17 protein-coding genes are annotated in these 17,734 nt (G+C 61.6%); 12 read left to right on the forward strand and 5 right to left on the reverse strand.

The genetic code is table 11. The annotated features are described in order from the left end of the window. Positions 1-50 precede the first annotated feature (50 nt). Positions 51-317: a hypothetical protein gene (locus KKY_RS02160; protein WP_148264170.1), complete on the reverse strand. Its 267-nt coding sequence runs from the start codon at positions 315-317 to the stop codon at positions 51-53. Positions 318-883: 566 nt separating this feature from the next. Between KKY_RS02160 and KKY_RS02165 the strand changes: the two genes are divergently transcribed. From KKY_RS02165 to hisG, 3 genes are all read left to right on the forward strand, one after another. After that, entirely contained in the window at positions 884-2,536 is a 1,653-nt protein-coding gene (locus KKY_RS02165) for a histidine--tRNA ligase (RefSeq protein WP_014129642.1), read from the forward strand. A gap of 175 nt (positions 2,537-2,711) precedes the next feature. Next, complete coding sequence (locus tag KKY_RS02170) at positions 2,712-3,851, forward strand: ATP phosphoribosyltransferase regulatory subunit (RefSeq protein WP_014129644.1); 1,140 nt, start codon at positions 2,712-2,714, stop codon at positions 3,849-3,851. Beyond that, on the forward strand, positions 3,848-4,558 hold the full coding sequence (hisG, locus tag KKY_RS02175) for an ATP phosphoribosyltransferase (RefSeq protein ID WP_014129645.1): 711 nt from the start codon (positions 3,848-3,850) through the stop codon (positions 4,556-4,558). The genes KKY_RS02170 and hisG overlap by 4 nt, the downstream gene beginning before the upstream one ends. Positions 4,559-4,603: 45 nt before the next feature. Here the strand turns inward: hisG and KKY_RS02180 are convergent, their stop codons facing one another. After that, positions 4,604-5,155, reverse strand: coding sequence for a DoxX family protein (locus KKY_RS02180; protein ID WP_338090940.1), 552 nt, complete (start codon positions 5,153-5,155; stop codon positions 4,604-4,606). Between the two features lie 17 nt (positions 5,156-5,172). On the opposite strand from KKY_RS02180, the gene KKY_RS02185 reads away from it, so the two are divergent. Next, complete coding sequence (locus KKY_RS02185) at positions 5,173-5,922, forward strand: TSUP family transporter (RefSeq protein ID WP_014129647.1); 750 nt, start codon at positions 5,173-5,175, stop codon at positions 5,920-5,922. Between the two features lie 111 nt (positions 5,923-6,033). Then, a complete protein-coding gene (locus tag KKY_RS02190) occupies positions 6,034-6,381 on the forward strand; it encodes a DUF1428 domain-containing protein (RefSeq protein ID WP_014129648.1) in 348 nt (115 codons plus the stop codon). 377 nt (positions 6,382-6,758) lie between these two features. Here the strand turns inward: KKY_RS02190 and groL are convergent, their stop codons facing one another. Then, complete coding sequence (gene groL, locus KKY_RS02195; protein ID WP_014129649.1) at positions 6,759-8,399, reverse strand: chaperonin GroEL; 1,641 nt, start codon at positions 8,397-8,399, stop codon at positions 6,759-6,761. A 98-nt stretch (positions 8,400-8,497) separates the two neighbouring features. After that, positions 8,498-8,788, reverse strand: a complete 291-nt coding sequence (locus KKY_RS02200; RefSeq protein ID WP_014129650.1) for a co-chaperone GroES — start codon at positions 8,786-8,788, stop codon at positions 8,498-8,500. A gap of 214 nt (positions 8,789-9,002) precedes the next feature. Between KKY_RS02200 and KKY_RS02205 the strand changes: the two genes are divergently transcribed. From KKY_RS02205 to KKY_RS02215, 3 genes are all read left to right on the forward strand, one after another. Beyond that, entirely contained in the window at positions 9,003-10,133 is a 1,131-nt protein-coding gene (locus tag KKY_RS02205) for a glycosyltransferase (RefSeq protein WP_050811629.1), read from the forward strand. 114 nt (positions 10,134-10,247) lie between these two features. Continuing rightward, the gene (locus KKY_RS02210) at positions 10,248-11,783 is read left to right on the forward strand and encodes a glycosyltransferase family 39 protein (RefSeq protein WP_014129652.1); all 1,536 of its coding nucleotides are present in this window, start codon (positions 10,248-10,250) and stop codon (positions 11,781-11,783) included. A gap of 10 nt (positions 11,784-11,793) precedes the next feature. Continuing rightward, positions 11,794-12,093 (forward strand): DUF1905 domain-containing protein, encoded by a 300-nt coding sequence (locus KKY_RS02215; RefSeq protein ID WP_014129653.1) that lies wholly within the window; start codon positions 11,794-11,796, stop codon positions 12,091-12,093. A gap of 4 nt (positions 12,094-12,097) precedes the next feature. Here the strand turns inward: KKY_RS02215 and KKY_RS02220 are convergent, their stop codons facing one another. After that, positions 12,098-13,510, reverse strand: coding sequence for a sigma-54-dependent transcriptional regulator (locus KKY_RS02220; protein WP_139304953.1), 1,413 nt, complete (start codon positions 13,508-13,510; stop codon positions 12,098-12,100). Positions 13,511-13,671: 161 nt separating this feature from the next. Here KKY_RS02220 and KKY_RS02225 point away from each other — a divergent pair, with 161 nt between their 5' ends. The 4 genes from KKY_RS02225 (at position 13,672) to KKY_RS02240 (ending at position 17,691) form a co-directional block, all read left to right on the forward strand. Further along, positions 13,672-14,892, forward strand: a complete 1,221-nt coding sequence (locus KKY_RS02225; RefSeq protein WP_014129656.1) for an EAL domain-containing protein — start codon at positions 13,672-13,674, stop codon at positions 14,890-14,892. A 187-nt stretch (positions 14,893-15,079) separates the two neighbouring features. Further along, entirely contained in the window at positions 15,080-15,943 is an 864-nt protein-coding gene (locus tag KKY_RS02230; RefSeq protein WP_014129657.1) for a TIGR01459 family HAD-type hydrolase, read from the forward strand. A 129-nt stretch (positions 15,944-16,072) separates the two neighbouring features. Beyond that, positions 16,073-16,588 (forward strand): class I SAM-dependent methyltransferase, encoded by a 516-nt coding sequence (locus tag KKY_RS02235; protein ID WP_014129658.1) that lies wholly within the window; start codon positions 16,073-16,075, stop codon positions 16,586-16,588. 107 nt (positions 16,589-16,695) lie between these two features. After that, positions 16,696-17,691, forward strand: coding sequence for a bifunctional riboflavin kinase/FAD synthetase (locus KKY_RS02240; RefSeq protein WP_041529003.1), 996 nt, complete (start codon positions 16,696-16,698; stop codon positions 17,689-17,691). Positions 17,692-17,734 lie beyond the last annotated feature (43 nt).

Consider the following 17,734-nt stretch of genomic DNA (forward strand, 5'->3'; position numbering starts at 1 on the left):
CGGTTCAAGCGGAAAGGCCCAAGGCAAGCGCCCCGTTAATGCGCCGACGGTTATGGACGGAAATAGACGTTCATAACCGTCGGCATTCTAGGCGGGTCCACAATTGTCGGCAGCCCTATGTCCTTGCGGATCGAATTGGGCAGGTCTTGCGGGCGGATTCGTTGCACCCGGCGCTTGCTGCGAACCATCGCCTTGATTGCGGCCATGATCACACGCCATTTGCCGTGCTCGGCCATCAGGGTATCGAGGGAAATGCGCAGGATCGCGCCTTCCACTTGCATGTTTACCTGCGACATCGTCGTCACCCAGGCGCGCAAAGGCGCACTGGCTCCATGTTGCTGGAGACATTTGCGGGAGTCGGTTCATCCGGCCCGGAAACGTGTCCAAGGGTTGAGTCTGGTTGGAATCCGGGCGGCAGGACGCAGATGTGCTGTCGTCAGGATGGGTTGGCTTTGGGGGTGTTTTTGAAGATCGGGCCGGTTGCCGGAGGGCTTCCAGAAAAAGTGGTCACCACTTTCTCGGTTCGGAAGCGCGACCGGCTAGATGGTCGACCTGATTATCGCAAAGGCTGTCAGGCTTTTACGCCGGTGCGATTGAGGCGGCGGGACATGGCCCAGCCATAGGCTTCAACACCACGGGTGAGGACGTTAGCGAATGCTGTCATAGGAACGCCTCCCTTGAGAGGTTTGTGTTGAAGACGACGAACTCTTAGCTAACGAATCCGTGATCGCCAACCCCTCATGTGGCGGGATGTCGCACTTGCCATTTGCCTGTGGCGCAATGGCAACACTATGCCCTTGCCTTGTCTCCAAACCGCTAATCGTTTAGGAACGGCGCGTATTGCAAAAAGCCCCGTATTCGCGGGACTTCAGGGACCACATTCATGGCCAAGAACTCAGCGCTCATCGAGCCGCGCCTGCCGCGCGGTTTTGTCGACTCCGAACCCGCGGACCTCGCCGCCATCGAGCAGATGGTCGCCAAGATCCGCCATGTCTATGAGCGCTATGGCTTCGATCCCATCCAGACCCCGTTTTTCGAATACACCGAAGCCCTCGGCAAATTCCTTCCCGACACCGACCGCCCCAATGCGGGGGTGTTCTCCGTGCAGGACGATGACGACCAATGGATGAGCCTGCGCTATGATCTGACGGCCCCGCTCGCCCGCTATTTCGCCCAGAACTATCAGGATCTGCCAAAACCGTTCAGGTCCTACCGGCAGGGCTGGGTGTTCCGCAACGAAAAACCCGGCCCCGGCCGCTTCCGCCAGTTCATGCAATTCGACGCCGATACCGTGGGCGCTGGCGGCCCGGAATCGGACGCCGAAATGTGCATGATGATGGCCGATACGATGGATGCGCTCGGCTTGGCCGGCAAATACGTCGTCCGCGTTAACAACCGCAAGGTGCTCGATGGCGTGATGCAGGCCATTGGCGTGACCGATGAAGCGCAGAAGCTCACGGTGCTACGGGCCATCGACAAGTTGGACAAGTTCGGCCCCGAAGGCGTTCAGAAATTGCTTGGTGAGGGACGAAGGGACGAGAGCGGAGACTTTACTGACGGCGCGAAGCTGGAAGCAAATCAGGTTGAAGCAATTACCCGTGTTGCTCAGGCCAGGACTATCGATCAAGTTCTTGATGAGATCGACTGGGCAGAGTTTTCGGTCGAAGGATTCGAAGACTCTCTTTCGTTTCCAATGATCAAAGACGCGGTCACTCCGTCGGAGGAAGACTTCTACGAATTTGACGAGGACTCCTCCAAATGGATCAAGACGACCAACGAAGACGCCGTTACAAATCTCGTTCGTGAGCTGAAAACAATCGGAATTAACAATCCGCTTCATGAAGCTATCGAAGAGTTAGCGTCAATGACCCGACTGTTTACAGCCGCCGGCTACGGTCCGCGCCGCATCAAGATCGACCCTTCCGTCGTCCGCGGCCTCGAATACTACACGGGCCCGGTCTTCGAAATCGAACTCACCTTCACCGTCCAGAACGAAAAGGGCCAGGACGTCGTGTTCGGCTCGGTCGGCGGCGGTGGCCGTTACGATGGCCTGGTCTCGCGCTTCCGCAACGAGCACACCCCCGCCACCGGCTTTTCCATCGGCGTCTCGCGCCTCGCCAGTGCGCTGAAACTCACCGGCAACCTCGATGCTGCCCCGGTCACCGGCCCTGTCGTCGTCACCGTCATGGAAAAGGACAGGATCGCCGACTACCAGAAAATGGTCGCCGATCTGCGTGCCGCCGGCATCCGCGCCGAACTGTTCCTGGGTTCGTCCAAGAACATGGGCAAGCAGATGAAATACGCCGACAAGCGCAACGCCCCCGCCGTCATCATCCAGGGCTCGGACGAACGCGAACAGGGCGTCGTCCAGATCAAGGATTTGGCCGTTGGCGCCGAAGCCGCCGCCTCGATCACCGACAACGCCGCCTGGAAAACCGAACGCCCCGGCCAGTATTCCGTCCCGCGCGATCAGATGGTCGATTTCGTCAAACAGATCCCGGCCGTCGCCGCATGGATGAAGGCGAACCCAAAATGAGCGCCTGCGCCCTTGGCCAGCCCCTCACCCCCGTCCCCTCTCCCCAGAGAGGCGAGGGGGGCTCTTGCTGGAGCGCATGCGGCATTCTTTCCTTCGCCCCCTTGGGGGAGAAGGTGGCCGCGAAGCGGTCGGATGAGGGGGGCTCAGCGCCAGCCGCGACCTCCGGAGCCCGCCCATGACCGCCGCCGCCCGCCGCGCCGCTTTGGAAGCCCTCGTCTCTGCCCCCGGCGTCACCCTTGCCGCGCCACCGATCCTGGTTTCCCCAGCCGCCTATTTCGATCTGGCGGGCGAGGAACTGGGCGCGCGAATGATCCTCACGCAAGGCATGGATGGCTCCGAATTCTGCCTGCGCCCCGATTTCACCCTGCCCATCGCCATCGAGCACATCGCCAATGGCGCCGCCACGCCGGCCGCCTATGGCTATCTTGGCCCTGTCTTCCGCCAGCGCACCGATGGTCCCGCCCAGTTCGATCAGGGCGGCATGGAACTTCTGGCGCTCCCCGATGCCGATGCCGCGCTCGATCAGGTGATCGGCTTTGCCCGTGCCGTCGCCGATATCTATGGCGTCACAGCCCCCAATATCCGCATCGGCGATATCGACCTGTTCGAAACCGTGCTCGCCGCTTGCGACATGCCCGAGGTCTGGCGCCCCCGCGTCCGCGCCCGCTTCGGCCACCCCGAAGCCATGTCTGCCCTGCTCGACCGTCTGGCCGATCCCCGCCCCCCCATGGCCGGACCGGCCGGCCTGCCAGCCAACGACATTGCCGATTGGGTGGGCGAGTTGATGCTCACCAACGGTCTTAGCCTCACCGAAAGTCGCACGCCCGAGGAAATCGCCGCCCGCTATCTCGAAAAGCAGGCGCTCGAAGCCCAGCACGTTCCGGGCCCGACAATCGACCTGCTGCGCAATTATCTCGCCATCTCCGGCCCCGCCGACAAATCGCTCGCGGCAATTGGCGCGCTCGGCCAGTCCACCGGCATCGATCTGTCCCCGGCGTTGCACGGCGCAAGCCGTCGCGTCGATCAATTGCGTGATGGCCTGAAAGCAAAATCGATCCTTTTCGATGCCGGCTTTTCCCCGCGTCTCGATTATTACACCGGCATCACCTTCGAGGTGACCGGGGCAGGGGGGCTGGTGCTCGTCTCGGGCGGACAATATGACCGCCTGCTCAAACGCCTCGGCGCGTCCGAAGATATCCCCGCCGTCGGTTGCGCCGTCTGGGTGGATCGACTGGAAGCGGAATGCGAAAAAGTGGATGCCGGTTTTTCGCAGCAATTCCGCGACGAGGAAGGTTCAGCAGAGGTTCGCCCATGAGTTCGATCATGCTCGCGCTCCCCTCCAAGGGCCGCATTCAACAAGAGGCGATAGCGGTTTTTGAAAAAGCCGGCCTGTCCATCGAGCGCCCCGGCGGCGCGCGCTCCTATCTGGGCGAAATGGCCGCCATGCCCGATGTGGTCGTGCGCTTCCTCTCGGCCTCCGAGATCGCTCGCGAATTGATTCGCGGCACCATCGATATCGGCATTACCGGGGAGGATCTGATCCACGAAACCGCCGAAACCGGCCCCCAGCAGGTCGAGATCGTCAAGCGCCTCGGTTTTGGTCGCGCCGATGCGGTGGTCGCCGTCCCCGATTCCTGGATCGACGTCACCACAATGGACGATCTCTCAGATGTGGCCGCCGATTTCCGTGCCCGTCACGGCCGCTGGCTCAGGATCGCCACCAAATTCGTCAATCTCACCCGCCGCCATTTCGCGGCGCACGGCATTGCCGAATACCGGATCGTCGAAAGCCTGGGCGCCACCGAAGCCGCTCCCGCTTCGGGCGCTGCCGACCTCATCGTCGATATCACCTCGACCGGCGCAACGCTTAAGGCCAACGGCCTGCGCATCCTCGAGGACGGTGTGATGCTTAAGAGCGAATCCCTGCTTCTGGTCGCCCGCAACGCCCAATGGCACGACGGCAAGCTGGCTGTCCTCACCCGGCTGGCCGACGCCATCGGCGCCACCCGCTTCCAGCCATGAAAAAGGGCCGCTCGCGCGGCCCTTTTTCGTTTGCGGCAATCGCGCTTACTTGCGGGCGTCGACAGCCAGCGCACCCGGCCCGAAGGCGATGACGTAAAGCATGCCGCCGGTGATGGCGACGTTCTTGAGAAAATTGGTTATTTCCATCTGGTTGGAAAAGTCGGTGTGGAAGATCAATGCTGCAACCAGCGAGAAGGCACCCAGTGCCGCCGCCGCCCAGCGGGCCTTGAACCCGATCGCCAGCATGATGCCCCCAACGACTTCCAAAAGGATGGTCGGCCAGATCAGAAGGCCCGGCACGCCGAACATCTCCATATAGCCCACATTGCCCTCGATAGCCGGGATTTTGCTCAAGCCGGCGAGAATAAAGATAAGGGCCAGAAAAATACGGCCCGCGGTGGGAAGATAGGTTTGAAGCGAAGTCATATCGTTCGTATCCGGTTGTGATTTGCAATGACTGGACATTGCCCCATGACCATCGTTTGAAAAATCCACCTGCCGCCGACAGATTGTTCGTAGATTTGGATACAGTGCTGCCTGGCAGCATGCCCGGTCCGGTTGCAAATCGGTCAACTTCGTGCCAGCTAGCGCCACCATTCAACAACGAGTTTTCCGTGTACGATATCTGGGTACTTGTCGCGCTCGGCGGCGTCAGCGTCATTGCCGGCTTTGTCGATGCTGTGGCCGGCGGCGGCGGCCTCATCACCATTCCAGCGCTGCTCTGGGCCGGCCTGCCGCCACTCGGCGCCATCGCCACCAACAAGGCCCAGTCCATCGTCGGCACCACGATCGCCGCCTGGACCTATTGGCGTAAGGGCTACGTCTCGATCCTCTCGCTGGTCCCGTCCATCGGCGCTGCCTTCGCCGGTTCTCTGCTCGGCGCTGTCATCGTCAAGCAGGTCGATACCTCGGCGCTGGAAGTGCTCATCCCTGTCGCGGTGATCGCCGTTGCGCTCTATTTCACTTTCTCGCCCTCGATCAAGGACATCGACGGCGCCGCCCGCCTCAAATTTTCAACCTTCCTTCCCGCCTTCGCCTTCGCGATCGGCTTTTACGATGGCCTTTTCGGACCGGGCACCGGCTCGTTCTTCATGCTGGCCTTCGTGGCCCTGTTCGGCCTCTCGGCGGCCCGCGCCTCGGCCCACACCAAGATTCTCAACGTCGTCTCCAACCTCGCCGCCCTCGTGTTCTTCATCATCGCCGGAGACGTCGTCTGGCCAGTCGCCATCGTCATGGCCTGCGGCCAGGTCCTCGGCGGCTATCTCGGCGCCATCACCGGCATCCGCTACGGCGCCAAAATCATCCGTCCCCTGGTCATCGTCGTCTCGATCATCCTCGCGGTAAAGCTCCTGTTCTTTCCATAAACGGTCTGCCACGGCGCGAAGAAATCCGGCAGCCATGTCGGATCGATGCCGGGTTCTTCGTCTTTATCCTGTAGCCTGCAACCCCGGGTTGGAAACAACAGGAGAATTATCGTGCCCTATATCGAAGGATTCGTCGCCGCGGTCCCCACCGCCAACAAGGAAGTCTATCTCAAGCACTCCCAGGAAGCGGCCGCCTATTTCAAGAGGAACGGCGCCACCCGCCACGTCGAATGCTGGGGCGACGACATCCCCAAGGGCGAGCTCACCGATTTCCAGGGCGCCGTCAAAGCCAGGGATGATGAAACCGTCGTATTCAGCTGGATCGAATATCCCGACAAGGCCACCCGCGATGCGGTCAACAAGAAGATGATGGACGACCCCGATATGTCCGGCATGGACATGCCGTTCGACGGCAAGCGCATGATCTGGGGCGGCTTCACCGTCCTGATGGACGAGTAGCGTCCAAACGCAAAGCGCCCAAACGAAAAGGGCAGCGCCGAAGCACTGCCCTTCCCGCGCGCGGCGTGCAAGCCTGCCTTGGCAGGCGCCGACAAAGCCGTACAAGAAAGATCGAACGGGAAGATGCCCAAACGAAAAGGGCAGCGCCGAAGCGCTGCCCTTCCCGCGCGCGGCGTGCAAGCCTGCCTTGGCAGGCGCCGACAAAGCCGTACAAGAAAGATCGAACGGGAAGATGCCCAAACGAAAAGGGCAACGCCGAAGCGCTGCCCTTCCCGTTCGAGACCCTGGAGAGGTCCCAATTCTTTTTCTTTAAGGCGCAAAGAGCGCCCGGCCGAAAGAGGTACGGCCCGTGAGCGAAGAAATCTAAGCGGCTAGGCTTAGAAATCCATGCCGCCCATGCCGCCCATGCCGCCGCCGGCGGGCATTGCAGGCGCTGCTTCCTTGGGCAGCTCGGCAACCATGGCTTCGGTGGTGACCAGAAGGCCGGCAACCGATGCGGCGTCTTCGAGCGCGGTGCGCACGACCTTGACGGGATCGATAATGCCCATCTGGATCATGTCGCCATATTCGCCGGTCTGGGCGTCATAGCCGAAGGTGTCCGAGGATTCGTCGAGGATCTTGCCCACGACGACCGAGCCTTCATTGCCGGCGTTGTTGGCGATCTGACGGATCGGCTCCTGCAGGGCGCGCTTGACGATGGCGATACCGGCCTGCTGGTCGGCATTGGCGCCCTTGACGGTCAGCGCATTCGAAGCACGCAACAGCGCAACGCCGCCACCGGCAACGATGCCTTCTTCAACCGCAGCGCGGGTTGCATTGAGCGCATCATCGACGCGATCCTTGCGTTCTTTCACTTCCACTTCGGTCGAACCGCCGACCTTGATCACGGCAACGCCACCAGCCAGCTTGGCAAGGCGTTCCTGCAGCTTTTCCTTGTCGTAGTCCGACGAGGTTTCCTCGATCTGCGCCTTGATCTGGTTGACGCGGCCTTCGATGTCTTCCTTGGAACCCGCGCCATCGACGATGGTGGTGTTTTCCTTGGAGATTTCGACGCGCTTGGCGGTGCCCAGCATGTCGAGCGTCACGTTCTCGAGCTTGATGCCGAGGTCTTCGGAGATGACCTGGCCACCGGTCAGGATGGCGATGTCCTCGAGCATGGCCTTGCGGCGGTCGCCGAAGCCCGGGGCCTTGACGGCAGCAACCTTGAGGCCGGCGCGCAGGCGGTTGACGACGAGGGTCGGCAGCGCTTCGCCATCGACGTCTTCGGCAACGATGAGCAGCGGACGGTTGGACTGAACGACGCTTTCGAGAACGGGCAGGAGAGCCTGCAGGTTCGAGAGCTTCTTTTCGTGCAGCAGGATGAGCGGATCATCGAGCTGGGCGATCATCTTTTCGGTGTTGGTCACGAAATAGGGCGAAAGGTAGCCGCGATCGAACTGCATGCCTTCGACGACATCGAGTTCGGTTTCTGCGGTCTTGGCTTCCTCGACGGTGATGACACCCTCGTTGCCGACCTTCTGCATGGCATTGGCGATCATGTCGCCGATGGCCTTTTCGCCATTGGCAGAGATCGTGCCGACCTGGGCGACTTCGCTGGTGTTGGAGATCTTGACGGCTTTGGAAGCCAGGTTCGAGATCACTTCGGTCACGGCAAGGTCGATGCCGCGCTTGAGGTCCATCGGGTTCATGCCGGCAGCGACGGCCTTGACGCCTTCGTTGACGATCGACTGAGCCAGAACGGTCGAAGTCGTGGTGCCGTCACCGGCGATGTCGTTGGTCTTGGAGGCCACGGTGCGCAGCATCTGTGCGCCCATGTTTTCGAACTTGTCTTCAAGTTCGATTTCCTTGGCAACCGTCACGCCGTCCTTGGTGATGCGCGGGGCGCCGAACGACTTTTCGATGACGACGTTGCGGCCCTTGGGGCCCAGGGTCACCTTGACCGCATTGGCCAGGATGTTGACGCCGCGGACCATCTTGTCGCGGGCATCGGTCGAGAACTTTACTTCCTTGGCGGACATGTAAGTGTGCTCCGGTTGGTATTTGAAAAGACGGGAGAAGGCTGAACGGGCGTTTCCTTAAAACCCGGTACTGAGGGCCTGGAAACGCGACCGGACGATTAGCCTTCGATCACGCCCATGATGTCGGACTCTTTCATGATCAGCAGGTCTTCGCCGCCAATCTTGACTTCGGTGCCGCTCCACTTGCCGAACAGCACGCGGTCGCCGGCCTTGACGTCGAGGGCAACGATGTTGCCGCTGTCGTCACGGGCGCCGGCGCCCACGGAAACGATGACGCCTTCGGAGGGCTTTTCCTTGGCGGTGTCGGGAATGATGATGCCGCCAGCGGTCTTTTCCTCGCTGTCGACGCGCCGGACCACAACGCGGTCATGCAGGGGACGGAAGCTCATGGTCGCTCCTTTGGAACGTGGTGTTGAGATGCAATTGCCTCTGCTGTTAGCACTCTGCCATCGAGAGTGCTAACAGCATGCCGGACGAGATAGGAGGGCGGGGGAGCGGAGTCAAGAACACGACCTGCAAAAAATTTTGCATCCGGGGCAAGGGCTTGTTATTCGAGTGCGCGCCCGGCCATGGGCGATCATGCGGACATAAAACGACGAGACAATGACAGATCAGGAAAACACGTCCGCGCGGACTTGGGTGCCGCCCACCCTTTCAGTCATCGTTCCCACCTTCAACGAACGGGAAAATATCGCGCCGCTTATCGAAAAGCTCGAGGCTGCACTCGCCGGCATCACCTTTGAAGTTATCATCGTCGATGACAACAGCCCCGACGGCACCGCCGATCTCGCCAAGCAGATAGCGGCGCAAAAATCCCATGTCAGATGTATTCATCGCATCGGGCGACGCGGGCTGTCATCGGCGTGCATCGAAGGCATGGCATCGTCCGCCGCCCAGTTTGTAGCGGTAATCGATGCCGACCATCAGCATGACGAGGCCATCCTGCCCGAAATGCTGGAACGGGCCCGGGACGGTGCGGATATCGTGGTCGGCTCGCGCTATACTGGCGAGGGCAGCTCCCAGGACGGGTTCTCGGCAAGCCGCCAGAAAGGCTCCCAGTTGGCGACGCGGCTCTCAGGCATCTTGACCGGCAAGGCCCTGTCGGACCCCATGAGCGGCTTTTTCCTTTTACGCCGGTCGCTGTTCAACCAGATCGTGCCGCGCCTGTCGCGCGAAGGCTTCAAGATCCTGCTCGACATCATCGCCACCGGCAACCGGCAGCTCGGGCGCAAGCTGGTCATCACCGAAGTGCCCTACACGTTTCGCCCGCGATTTGCCGGAGAAAGCAAGATGAGCGCGCTGGTCGTGGCCCAGTTCCTGGGCCTTATCGTGTCGCAGATCTCCCGCGGTATCCTGCCCACCAGTTTTCTGCTGTTTTCCCTGGTCGGTGCCTCAGGCGTCGTGGTCCATCTTTCGGTGCTGACTTTGGCCTTCGAAGTCTTCGGGTTCAATTTCGCCAACAGCCAGTTGCTCGCGACGCTTGTCGCGATGACCACCAACTACCTGCTCAACAACGAGTTGACTTACGCCGACAAGAAGCTCCGTGGCCGCCGTTTCTGGACCGGGCTTTTGAGTTTCTATCTCGTGTGCAGCTTTGGAACCCTCGCCAACGTCTCGGTGGCCAGCGTGCTTTTTGAAGCCCATATCGCCAATTTCATAATCGCCGGCATCGCCGGCGCGGTGATGAGCGTGGTCTTCAACTATGCCGTCACCCGCATTTTTACCTGGCGGTGACGATGCATATGCTGACATGCCAAAATCCCCGCCCGGCATCTCCCGTCTTGCGGAAGTTGGAAGGGAACTGGCGGCGGAGCCGATATCTCCCGGGTGCATCGACTGGAGCTTGTAATGTCCGCTGATTCCCCGCGTATCGGCCCCTTTTCTCCCGCTCAGGCCACGCTGATCCTTATCGGCGCCACCTTCATCCTGCGGCTGATCGGCGGGTTTCTTGTCGGCTGGGGTACGGGAGAGGCCTACTACCTTGCCTCGGCCCGCCAGTTTCACCTGAGCTATTTCGATCAGCCGCCCCTTTCGCTCTGGACGATCTGGGCGACCCTGCAATTGACCGGATCGGACAACCTTCTCATCGTCCGGCTTCCCTTCATTGTGATGTTCGCCGTCTCGACCTGGCTGGTTTTCGACATCGTCAGATCCATCCATTCCCCCATCGCTGGCTTTTACGCGGCGCTGATCGTCAATGCCTGCGTGTTGTTTTCGTTGTCGATCGGCTCATGGACCCAGCCCGATGCACCAATGGTGTTGTTCTGGCTCGCCACAACGCGTGTGTTGATCGAGATTTTCTTTGGCAGGGGAGCCCAGCGGCCCTTCCTCTACTGGAGCCTTGCCGGGCTGTTTCTCGGGCTGACATTCCTTTCGAAATATCATGCAGCCTTTCTCGTGGCTGGAACCGGCCTGTTCATCCTTGCCAATTCCACCCAGCGCCGCTGGCTGACCCATCGCGCACCGTGGCTGGCGCTGGTGATCGCGCTTGCCATCTTCTCGCCGGTTCTGATCTGGAACGCGCACAACGATTGGGTTTCCTTCGGCTTCCAGGGGGGCAGGGCGGTCGAGGCCAATGCCGGGCTGCGCTGGGACGGATTGATCCGCATGATATGGGGACAATTGCTCTATATGGTCCCATGGCTGGCAATTCCCGCGCTCTATGTCGGAGGCAGGGCGCTGGCCGCCGGACCACGCGGTCAGTTCCCCTCGGGTGCCGAGCCGGGTGCGGCGGCGCTCTTTGCCTATATCGGCTGGCCCATCGTCATCTTTTTCACGCTCGTCGCGCTCTGGTCGGACACTCAGTTCCATTTCCATTGGCAGGCACCGGGCTATCTCATGCTGTTCATGCTTATGGGCGCCTGGGCAGCCGACCGGGACGGCAGGGCCATACGCACCTGGCTGTTCGGCTCGGCCATAGCCACCTTCGTCATCCTTTCGCTGTTGGTCTCCCACGCCGCAACCGGATGGGCGCGGGCCGTGTTCCCGGGAGATTGGGAAGACCCGACGGCACTTCAGCTTCCATGGACCGAACTGGGCGAGGCGCTCGATGAGCGGGGCGCTTTCGGACAGGGCGAACTGTTCATCGCCGGCACCAACTGGATTGATTGCGGCTACATCGACACCCAGATATCGGGCCGCCTGCCATTGGCCTGTTTCGGCAACGACCCCCGCAATCTCGAATTCAATTTCGACAGGCAGGATCATGTCGGCTGGAACGCCTATATCGTCGCCCAGACCCCCAATGCCGATCGCGTACCCGACGCATATTCGGACGATTTTGACAGCATCGAACACCTGGGCACCGTATCCATTGCGCGCAATGATGTGACCGAACTGGGCAATATCCAGGTCTATTATGCCCAGGGGTATAACCCCCTTTGAAAGGGTGCTCATGCTGGAGCTGAATTTTGAGGCAGAGCTCGTTGAGTGGCGCGGCCCGGCCCCGTTCTTCTTTGCGCCCATCCCCTCCGATTGCACCGGCGACATCCGCGCCGCCGCAAAACTGGCGAGCTACGGTTGGGGCGTCATTCCGGTGACTGCGACCATCGATGGGGTGGCGTTCACCACCTCGCTTTTCCCCAAGGACGGCAATTATCTCCTGCCGCTCAAGGTTGCGGTGCGCAAAAGACACGGCATTACCGTGGGCGACAGGCTCTCCATCGGCATGTCCATAGTGCCGCTCGCGGTGTAGGCGGCTACGCCGCTCCGGCCCGCTCCCAGCCCAGCCGCTTGCGATAGATCGTCGAGGGGCTGATCTCGAGCGCTGCGGCGGCGCGGGCGATATTGCCGCCAAACGCTCCCAGTGCATCTTCGATGATCTTTTGCTCCTGCTGCCACATGGGCAGGATATCGGGCATCGACCCGTTCGAGAGCACGGAGACCTCATAGGCATCCCGGGATTCGATATCGGCGGCCAGCGCCATCTGAGCGGTGACCATGCCCCCATCGAACATGACGACGACGCGGCGCACGAGGTTCTGGAGCTGGCGCACATTGCCCGGCCATTCGCGCGCCACGAACAGATCGGCGACATCGGGCGCAAAGCCTGTAAATCCCTTGCCTTCTTCCTTGGCGAAGCTCGCAAGAAAGCTCTGGGCCAGCGGCATGATATCGCCCGGCCTCTGCCGCAGGGGCGGCAGGTGAATCGGCAGGACGTGCAGACGATAGAACAGGTCTTCCCGGAACTTCTTTTCGCTCACCAATTGCATCGGATTGCGGTTGGTCGCGCAGATCACCCGCACATCGACGGGTCGAGACACCGATTCCCCGACCCGCGTTATCGTGCCCGTCTGCAGGAACCGCAGAAGCTTCGATTGCAGCGCGAGGTCCATTTCGCCTATTTCATCGAGAAACAGCGTGCCGCCATCGGCCATTTCGATGGCGCCCATGCGGTCCTCATGCGCACCGGTATAAGAACCCTTGACCGCACCGAACACCTCGGACTCCATCAATTCGCGCGGAATCGCGCCGGCATTGATGGCAATGAACCGCCTTTTGGCGCGCGGGCTGCGCTTGTGCAGCGCTTCGGCGGTCACTTCCTTGCCCGTTCCGCTTTCGCCGGTGATGAACACCGGCGCCGCCGATGGCGCAATCCGCAGGATCTGGTCGTAGATCGCCTGCATCTGCGGCGTCGTCCCCACGAACCCCTCGAAGTCCGGACGCTGTTCGGCCAGCGTGTCGCACACCATGGCACGCGCCTTGCCGTGGCGCTGGCCCAATTCACCAAGCCGCGAGGCCAGAACCGGGCCCGAAACCGGCAATGCCAGATAATCATGGGCTCCGGCCCGCATGGCGGCAACCGCCAGCGAAACCGATCCACCATCGGAAAGCGCGATGATCAGCGCGCCATCGGACGCATTTGCCAGCGCGCCGAACGCCGCTTCCTCATCGCCCGAAAGGCCCTCGAGGCTTTCGGTCTCCGCCAGAATGACGTCGAAGCGCTTTGTCTTGAGACTGCGCAGCGCCTGCTGGCCGCTCGAGCAGTGCACAAGCGTGATACCCTGACCCCATTGGTCGAAAATGGCGGACATGGTCGCACGCGCCCTCTCGGGCGAACGTTCGATCAGCAACAGATTCACATCTGCGTCCGACGGGGTTCCATCACGCATCAGGCGGTTACTCCTTGCCAGATGAAGGCTGAACTCAATGAGTCATTATCGATCCATTAGGGTAAACAAAGGGTTGGCACCCCCGCTTTTTAGTCGCCAGAGGGAGTGGTAAACCTTTAAATGAAAGCAGAATTTGATTCCCGCAGGGGGCATTGAGCCGGGTGCAAAATCTGGTGCTGATCTTTATCGGGGTTTGCGGCGTCGCCATCGGCGCAGCGGCCTATTTTGCCCTCGGCCTCACCCCCATTGAAGCCGGGCTTCTGGCGCTCGTCATCATCGTGGGCGGTGCCATGATCGAGGAACGCAATGCCCGCCGCCGCGCCTTCAGGCGCCTCGAACAGGGCGTTGAGGAAATGGGCAGGCTCCTGGCCACCGATGCCAAGGCCGGCCAGGTCCTCAGCCAGCGCGTCAACGCCCTCGTCGATCTCGAACTCGGCCCGCGCCTCGATGTCATCGAAGCCGATATGAGCGTGCTGGGCACCGTGGTCCGCCAGGTTGCCGAGGCGGTGTCCGATCTCGAAACCGCCCAGGCCGCCTCAACCCCGGTCCAGAGGGAAGATCGCGCGCCCACGGCCGAGCCGGAAAGCCGCCGCGCGCCCACCATCGCCCTCGATATCGTCAAACGCGCGCTCGACGAGGGGCATCTGGTCCACCACGCCCGCCCCATCTTCACGCTGCCCCAGCGCAAGGTTCACGCCCTGGACCTCGTGCCCCGGCTCGATGTCGAAGGGCGTTTGGCCGAGCCGCCCGAATACATGCCCATCCCCACCGGGGAGGGCACGGTCGTTCTGCGCCGCATCGATCGCCTGTGCGCCGAGGAAGCCATCCGCATCGTCCGCCGGGCACGTCTCAACGGCGATCCCGTGCGCATCCTTGTCGATATTTCTCCGGCCAGCCTGGGCGACAAGCCCGCGCTCGATCAGACCCTGATCCTTCTTGCCGCCAACCGCGCCATAAACGCCGATATCGTCTTTGCCCTCGATTACGAGGAATGGGCCGGCCTTTCGCGCCCCCAATCGGATGGGCTGGCCAGTCTCGTGCAGCAGGGCGTGCTCGTCGCCCTGCGCAATGCGACAACGCTGCGTCTCGATTTCGCCGGCCTGGCTGAAAAAGGCGTCCGCTACATTTCCGTCGGCGCCCGCGCCTTCCTCAAGACGCCCACCGCGCTCACCGATTTCCATTCTTCCGACATCAACGATTATATAAAGCGCTTCGGCATCAATCTGGTTGTCACCGACCTTGAGGCCGAAAGCGAAATCCTCGCCTTGCTCGACGATGGAATAAGGCTCGCGCAGGGGCCGGTCATGGGCGAAACTGCGCCTCTGCGGGCCGATCTGCGCGATGAGGGCGACGACAGTCTGCGCCGGGCCGCGGCGCGCTAGATCGTGTCCAGATAAAGTGGATACCACTTTATCGGTTCGGACACGCGACAAACAAAGACTTGGAGCAATTGAAGCGATTCAAAGAAGCGCTGAAATGCTCCAGGCGTGTCCGGATAAAGTGGATACCACTTTGTCGGTTCGGACACGCGACAAACCAAAGAGTCCGATTTCGATTCAAGGGAAACCCATGCCCGCTCTCACCGGTCCCACTCCCGGTCTTTCCAGCCTCGCCGCGCAATACGGGGCCATTCTCTCTGACGTCTGGGGCGTGCTGCACAATGGCGTCACTCCGCACTGGGGCGCCGTCGAAGCGTTGAGTCGGTTCCGCGCCGGCGGTGGCCGCGTCGTGCTCATCACCAACGCCCCCCGGCCCGGCGCCTCCATTATCGCCCAGCTCGACGCCATGAATATCCCGCGCGATGCTTACGACGCGCTCGTCTCTTCTGGCGATGCCACGCGCACCCTGCTGGAGAACTGGCGCGGCCGCACCGTCGCCCGGGTCGGCCCCGCTGTCGATGATATCTTGTTCGAAGGCCTCGATCTCACCTTCGGCTCAGACGAGGAGGCGACCGCCGTCGCGGTTACCGATCTCGATACCGATGACGACACCCCCGCCGATTACGCCGACCGCATGGCCATCTGGAAGGCCCGCAATCTGCCGCTCATCTGCGCCAACCCCGACAAGGTCGTCGAGGAGGGGGATCGTATCGTCTATTGCGGCGGTGCGCTGGCCGATGCCTATGAGGACATCGGCGGAAGGGTGATGATGGCCGGCAAGCCTTACAATCCCATCTATGAGCAGACCAAGGCCCTGGCCGATGAAGCTGCGGGTCAGCGCTTCGAGAAAAACCAGATTCTCGCCATCGGCGATTCCGTGCGCACCGATGCGATGGGGGCCGCCCAGTTCGGTATCGACCTTTTGTTCATCACCGGCTCGATCCACGCCGCCGAACTCGATGCGTTCAACGATCCACCGGCCCGCCGGGTATCCGATTTCGTCTCGGTCTCCCGCGCCAACATGGTCGGGTTCATGCCCCGGCTGGTCTGGTAGGCACCCGCTATAGATGCCACCCGGTTCATCACCGATAGTCTTCCCGTCGCTCCGGTACCGGGCCTGCCCGATATCCGGCTCCACCTTGCCGTCCCGCAAAGCGGGGTCTGGAAGCTGGCGCGCGACGGCGTGCCACCCTATTGGGCCTGGTGCTGGCCCGGTGGGCTGGTTCTGGCCCGCCACATCATGGCCAATCCCGAAATTGTCGCGGACAAAACGGTTCTTGATCTGGGTACCGGTTCGGGCCTTCTCGCCATCGCGGCAGCACTCAGCGGGGCCGATGGGGTCCTGGCCTGTGATACCGATGCAAACGCCGTCGCCGCCGTAGAGCTTAACGCCGCCCTCAATTCGGTAGCTGTCCGGACCCAACACGCCGACCTTCTCGATGGCCCCGCACCGGAGGCGGAAATCGTGCTCGTCGGGGATCTGTTTTACGAAAGCGCGCTGGCCGCGCGTGTCGTGCCTTTCCTTGATCGCTGTCTGGATGCGGGGCGGCAGATCTACGTCGGAGACATCGGGCGCAAACACCTCCCGCGCGATGGCATGGAACCGCTCGCTTCCTATCCCCTCGTCGATTTTGGCGAACCCGCGACGGCAGAACCGCGCCCCGCCTGGGCCTGGCGCTTTATCAGCCAGACGGCCTGATCTTCCGCTCTTGCAATCGCACCAACAAAAAGGCAGTTTCCGCCCGACTTTGCGTGGCCTCACCCAAACTTCCGTCAAGGAAGCACGACGAAACGATCCAGACCAATATGACCGCAGGCAAAAATTTCGCCCGACTCGATGGCCTTTCGGCTGTTCCACCTGCCCTCAGGGGCGGCGTGGTCGCCATCGGCAATTTCGATGGTTGCCATCGCGGGCATCAGCAGGTCTTTGCCGCCGCCCGCGCCATGGCGGAAAAAAAGGGCGTTCCGGCGCTGGTCCTGACCTTCGAGCCGCACCCGCGTGACGTGTTCGCGCCGCAGCCCTTTCTGTATCGCCTGACCTATGCCGATCAGAAAGCCGGTCTTGTCGAGGCGCTGGGCTTTGATGCCGTAGCCTTCATGGAGTTTTCCCGCGATCTGGCCTCTGTCGAAGCGAGCGATTTCGTCGCGCGCTATCTGCTCGACGCGCTCGAGGTTTCCGGCGTTGTCGTCGGCGCCGATTTCCATTTTGGCAAGGGCAGGGCCGGCACGCCCGATTTCCTTTTGGCGCAGGGCGAAGAGCACGGCTTCTCGGTTGAAGTCTGTGCCATGCTCGATGATGGCACCGAGCCGGTATCGTCATCGCGCGTCCGCGATGCCCTTGCCGGCGGCGATGTCGAAACCGCCAACGCCCTTCTTGGCTATCACCACTTCTTTTCCGGCACGATCATCGAAGGCGACAAGCGCGGCCGCGAGCTTGGCTATCCAACCGCCAATATGGCCGTGCCCGACACATTCGGGCTTGCCCAGGGCGTCTACGCCGTCAAGATCGGGCTCGATGGCGAAGTGTTCGATGGTGTCGCCGCCTATGGCAAGCCGATGTTTAACAACACCCGGCCGCCCTTCGAGACCTTCATTTTCGATTTCGACCGCACCATCTATGGCAAGAGCCTCGACATTTCCCTTCTCGGTTTCATCCGCGGGCAGATGACATTCGATGGTCTCACCGCGCTCATAGAACAGATGGACAAGGACACGGCGACAGCGCGAATTATCACCGCCCAGGCCCGCCCGCTCTCCGAGCTGGACGCCGCCCTGGGCTTTGTCGATGGGTCTTTCGGCTAAATCTCGTTGGTTGCAGCACTCTCACTTGTCGTCCTGGCCCCGA

It is taken from the genome of Pelagibacterium halotolerans B2, from assembly GCF_000230555.1.
In the GTDB taxonomy this organism is placed as follows: Bacteria; Pseudomonadota; Alphaproteobacteria; order Rhizobiales; family Devosiaceae; genus Pelagibacterium; species Pelagibacterium halotolerans.

Excerpts from the sequence above, each read along its gene's own strand:
- KKY_RS02230 (WP_014129657.1), top strand. The coding sequence starts at position 15,080 with ATGCCCGCTCTCACCGGTCCCACTCCCGGTCTTTCCAGCCTCGCCGCG.
- KKY_RS02180 (WP_338090940.1), bottom strand. The coding sequence starts at position 5,155 with ATGGTGGCGCTAGCTGGCACGAAGTTGACCGATTTGCAACCGGACCGG.
- KKY_RS02165 (WP_014129642.1), top strand. The coding sequence starts at position 884 with ATGGCCAAGAACTCAGCGCTCATCGAGCCGCGCCTGCCGCGCGGTTTT.
- KKY_RS02170 (WP_014129644.1), top strand. The coding sequence starts at position 2,712 with ATGACCGCCGCCGCCCGCCGCGCCGCTTTGGAAGCCCTCGTCTCTGCC.
- KKY_RS02215 (WP_014129653.1), top strand. The coding sequence starts at position 11,794 with ATGCTGGAGCTGAATTTTGAGGCAGAGCTCGTTGAGTGGCGCGGCCCG.
- KKY_RS02240 (WP_041529003.1), top strand. The coding sequence starts at position 16,696 with ATGACCGCAGGCAAAAATTTCGCCCGACTCGATGGCCTTTCGGCTGTT.
- KKY_RS02210 (WP_014129652.1), top strand. The coding sequence starts at position 10,248 with ATGTCCGCTGATTCCCCGCGTATCGGCCCCTTTTCTCCCGCTCAGGCC.
- KKY_RS02220 (WP_139304953.1), bottom strand. The coding sequence starts at position 13,510 with ATGCGTGATGGAACCCCGTCGGACGCAGATGTGAATCTGTTGCTGATC.
- KKY_RS02200 (WP_014129650.1), bottom strand. The coding sequence starts at position 8,788 with ATGAGCTTCCGTCCCCTGCATGACCGCGTTGTGGTCCGGCGCGTCGAC.
- KKY_RS02205 (WP_050811629.1), top strand. The coding sequence starts at position 9,003 with ATGACAGATCAGGAAAACACGTCCGCGCGGACTTGGGTGCCGCCCACC.
- hisG (WP_014129645.1), top strand. The coding sequence starts at position 3,848 with ATGAGTTCGATCATGCTCGCGCTCCCCTCCAAGGGCCGCATTCAACAA.
- groL (WP_014129649.1), bottom strand. The coding sequence starts at position 8,399 with ATGTCCGCCAAGGAAGTAAAGTTCTCGACCGATGCCCGCGACAAGATG.